This window comes from Bartonella queenslandensis AUST/NH15 (assembly GCF_000312585.1).
Classification (GTDB): domain Bacteria; phylum Pseudomonadota; class Alphaproteobacteria; order Rhizobiales; family Rhizobiaceae; genus Bartonella; species Bartonella queenslandensis_A.
This window is the reverse complement of the sequence record NZ_HE997975.1, coordinates 33799-38645: the sequence shown is the minus strand read 5'-3', so window position 1 is coordinate 38645 and position 4847 is coordinate 33799. Positions and strand designations below refer to the sequence as shown.

3 protein-coding genes are annotated in these 4847 nt (G+C 37.8%); all 3 read left to right on the top strand.

Translation table 11 applies throughout. The features are described from left to right. Positions 1-59 precede the first annotated feature (59 nt). The 3 genes from BN338_RS00445 to der all read left to right on the top strand — a co-directional run bounded on the left by BN338_RS00445 (position 60) and on the right by der (position 4488). Complete coding sequence (locus BN338_RS00445; RefSeq protein WP_039758021.1) at positions 60-1832, top strand: SLC13 family permease; 1773 nt, start codon at positions 60-62, stop codon at positions 1830-1832. Between the two features lie 555 nt (positions 1833-2387). Continuing rightward, a complete protein-coding gene (locus tag BN338_RS00440) occupies positions 2388-3059 on the top strand; it encodes a DUF2659 family protein (RefSeq protein ID WP_039758020.1) in 672 nt (223 codons plus the stop codon). Between the two features lie 4 nt (positions 3060-3063). Then, entirely contained in the window at positions 3064-4488 is a 1425-nt protein-coding gene (gene der, locus BN338_RS00435; protein WP_039758019.1) for a ribosome biogenesis GTPase Der, read from the top strand. The last annotated feature ends 359 nt before the right edge of the window (positions 4489-4847 follow it).

The following is a 4847-nucleotide window of genomic DNA, read 5'->3' as shown; positions in this document are numbered from 1 at the left end:
TAAAACATATAAAGATTATGTTTTTGTTCATTATAATTTAATGGGGAGAGGTGAGTATTATGACAGAAAATCAAATAATGGCCTTTTTGATCATTGGTCTCATGATGGTTGTTTTTATTTGGGATCGATTTCGTTATGATCTTGTTGCTATTTGTACATTATTAATCGCTTGTGCTCTTGGACTTGTCAGTCCAAAGGAAGCTTTTAGCGGTTTTAGTAATGATATTGTTATTATCGTTGGAAGTGTGTTTGTTGTCAGTACGGCTGTATCGCGCTCTGGTATAATGGAATTTATTATTCAACGGATATGGCCAGATGTGAAATCAGTGCGTCTTCAATTAGCTTTTTTGGTTCTTTCTGTTGTTGTGTTATCAATGTTTGTTAAAAATATTGGTGCTTTGGCTATTATGCTTCCGATCGCTTTTCAGTTTTCTCGTCGTTCTCAGATTTCTCCTTCTGTCTTTTTGATGCCCATGGCCTTTGGTTCTTTGTTGGGGGGGCTTATGACACAAATAGGAACATCTCCCAATGTTGTTATTTCAGCGATGCAAGAACGTTTAGCAGGAACACCTTTTACTATGTTTGATTTTACACCAGTTGGTGCGGTTATTGCGACCGTTGGTGTTTTATATTTGGTCTTTTTTTATTGGCTTTTGCCTGTGCGTGTGCGTTCAGGTGGATCGTTTGATCATGCCATTGATATTCGTAATTATGTCGCAGAAGTGCATATTACAATAAATTCACCGATTGTAGGAAAAAGTATCGTTGATTTAGTTAAGCCATCAAGTGGTGATGTTATGGTGATTCAAATCATCAGGAACAAAGTATCTATTTCACCACTACCGGATTTTGTTTTGTCTGAAAACGATATTGTTTTGCTGGAAGGATCGCATACAGGAATAGATAGTGTGATGAATTCTGCTCGTTTAGAGTTTTCTAAGGAGCGAACTCTTTCTACAGGGGATAAAGACAGTGACATTGATATTATTGAAGCGGTCATCACTCATAACTCGCCTCTTATTGGCATTAGTGCGAAAGAGTTTTCCCTATTTGATCGCTATAATGTCAATTTACTTGCGTTAAGTCGTCAACATGAAAGGGTTCGAGGAAGACTTGATGATATTATTTTCCATCTTGGAGATGTGATTGTTTTAAAAGGACAAGATTCGGTTATTCCCAATTTATTAAGGGAATTGAAATGTTTGCCCCTAGCAAAACGAAATATTGTGTTTGGAAATTTACGACATGGTTTTATATCTTTAGCCATTTTATTTATAGCAATTATTTTTACGGCTTTTCATATTGTTCCAGTTGCTTTTTCTTTCTTTTTTGCTGCCACTGCAATGGTTATCTTTCGCGTTTTGCCCGCGCGTGATCTGTATCAGGCATTAGATGGCCCAATATTAGTCCTATTAGCGGCTCTTATTCCAGTAAGTGAAGCATTAGAAAAAACAGGATGTACGGATCTTATTGGTCAATGGTTAAGCCAATTGGCAATATTCTTCCCACCATCTGGTGCTTTAGCACTGATGTTGGTGACAGCCATGTTGGTCACGCCATTTTTGAATAATGCAGCAACGGTTATGATGGTCGCACCCATTGCGTCAAGTTTTGCTCATTCTCTCCATTATAAGCCTGAAGCTTTTTTAATGGCTGTTGCAATTGGTGCTGGTTGTGAATTTCTTACACCTATTGGACATCAAAGCAATATGCTCGTGATGACGCCAGGAGGATATCGTTTTAGTGATTATCCACGTTTGGGGGCTCCATTAGCGGTGTTGATCGTTATTGTTGCTGTTCCCATGCTTATGTGGGTTTGGCCCTTACAATAGGGTATTTTTAGAAGCTTTAAGGATCGATTACAAAAAAGTTGTTAATCGTATGAAGATAAGTTGAAGGGATATACTTTGTATAAAAAATTTTACTTGAAACTTAGGGGAGCATAATTTGTAATAACGTTTCAGTATTTTTTCTTCTAGGTGAAAATTTGTTTATTGGTTTTTAGGAAGAGATGTTTAGCAATCGTGTTTTGTAAAGAATTTGCATTTTTAATGCAATTCTTACAACAGAAGATAAGGAACCAGTCGTTTTTGAGGGCTTTAAAAGATTGTCTTTGGCATACATTAATGAAGAAAGAACGGCTCATATTATCGACAAGCATGCTAGACGATTAAGATCGTGATTTTTTTTATAAGTTCAAATTATATAAAAATTATTATGTAAAGTAAATTTAATTGATATAGTTGCAAAAGCCTAATCGATTAGGATACATGTTGCTTTGAAATGAATAAACGGAGAGACTTAAAGATTTTTCGTGAATGAGGGTATCCTCTTTGTCCATTTATGCATAAAAGGTAGAAAGTAAATTTTTTTACAAGGTATGTTATATGTCGTATGATAGTTTTATTGCTGAGGTTAATGCGGAATTTCGTCAGGAAAAGGCGCTTGCTTTTTGGAGGCGTTATGGTTTTTCAATTATTGGAGCCGCTCTTCTTTTCATTCTGATGATAATTATTTATCAAATTTATCATCATGCGCAAATAAAGAAAGCTAGCTATGTTGGTGATACATTTGTAAAGAGTCTTGAACTTGCGGATACACGTCATTTTGATAAGGCGATAAAGCAATTGGAGAATGTTAAAGACTCTGATTTTGGAGGATACCCTTTTCTTGCTCGTTTGCGGGAGGCTTCTTTACTTATGAAGCAGGGCGATTTTATTAAATCGGTAGAGATCTTTGATTCTGTTGCGGCGGATGAGAAAGCACCGCAGATTTTGCGGAAAGTTGCGAAAATTCGAGCAGCCTATCTTTTAGTTGATGCAGGAACCTTGGATGATGTCAAAAAGCGCGTCAAAGATATGGCAAGTGATATTGATCCTATGCGTATGTCCGCACGAGAGGCTTTAGGATTAGCTGCCTATAAAGCAGGGAGGATTGATGAGGCCGTTGACTATTTTAAGAAAATTTCTGAAGAAGGTGCGCTGAGATCAAAAGTAACAGATCGGGCTCGAATGATGCTTGAGCTTATGCAAGCTGAAGGCAAGGCAAATAAGGAATAAATCGATGAGCCTTACCATTGCTATCATTGGTCGTCCCAATGTAGGGAAATCAACACTTTTTAATCGTTTGGTTGGGCAAAAATTGGCTTTGGTTGATGATAAGCCAGGTGTGACACGTGATCGACGTGTTCATGCGGCAAAACTTCAGGATTTACGTTTTGATGTGATTGATACGGCTGGGCTGGAAGAAGCAGGAGATCATACCCTTGAGGGGCGTATGCGTTCTCAGACAAAAGCTGCGATTGATGAAGCAGATCTTATTTTATTCATATTTGATGCAAAGAGCGGAATAACACCGAGTGATTTAAATTTTGCTTCACTGGTTCGCAAATCAGGAAAACCGATTGTACTCGTTGCTAATAAGTCTGAGTCAAAAGTGGCAACAGGGGGAGAGTATGAGGCCTGGTCATTAGGTTTGGGAGAGCCTTGCCCAATATCGGCTGAACATGGTTTAGGACTTAGTGATCTTCGTGATGCCATTATAGACGCTGTTGGATCAGAGCGCGCTTTTGGCAACAACAAAGAAGAAGATATGACGATACAGCCCGCATCCGTTGGTGATGATGTAAATAATTTGGAAGAAGAGGGGCTTATTTACGATGAAAGCAAGCCTATTCGGATTGCTATTGCGGGGCGTCCCAATACAGGGAAATCCACTCTTATCAATAGCATGTTGAAGCAAGATCGGTTGTTAACAGGGCCAGAAGCAGGGTTAACACGCGATTCTATTTCTGTTGATTGGGAATGGCGTGGTCGTCATATTAAACTCTTTGATACGGCAGGTTTACGTCGAAAATCGAAAGTTCAAGAAAAATTAGAAAAGTTATCTGTTGCAGATACTTTGCGTGCTATTCGATTTGCAGAAGTAGTGGTCATTGTTTTTGATGTAACGATGCCTTTTGAAAAACAGGATTTACAAATTGCTGATCTTGTGATTCGTGAGGGGCGTGTTCCAGTTATTGCTTTCAATAAGTGGGACCTTATTGAAAATAGTCAGGCTACATTGATTGATTTGCATGAAAAATGTGCGCGATTTCTTCCTCAAGTTCGTGGTTTGAGGGCTATTCCTTTATCGGGACAATATAGTCAAGGGATTGATAAACTCATGGAAAATATCATGATGATGCATCGTGTATGGAATCGTCGCATTTCTACGGCTAAATTGAACCAATGGCTTGAAACTGTTGTGGCACATCATCCACCACCTGCAATTTCGGGGCGCCGACTTAAGGTTAAATATATCACACAGGTGAAAACACGTCCCCCTGGATTTATGATTTCTTGCTCGCGTCCCAAAGTCATGCCCCAGTCGTATTTGCGTTATCTTGTCAATGGATTACGTGAAGCATTTGATATGTCTGGTATACCAGTGCGCCTATCATTAAGGGCTTCTGATAATCCTTTTGCGACACGTTCTAAAAAGAAATGATACCTCTTTATTTTAAAGTGAATGAAATCTACAGAACTTTAAAAATAAATCTCTTCATGATTTATAGCGTTCTAAATATCGGAAATGAAATGATAACTTCAACAGACAATATTCTTCTTTTTCATACAAGAAAAAGATCTTTATTTTCTAACATCTTGATTTATCAATAATCATTTATCACGAGTGCTATAGAGCTTTCTCATTTTAATTTCTCTTGATAAAGATTCTTTATTCGTATGTTATGAGAAGAATTTAATAGGGAGTATTTAAGAAAGAGCACACAATCCTTTTAAGAGTGTATCTAAATGCAAAAATAAATGCTATCTGAGGAGAGGGGATAGAATGATATGCACATTTGG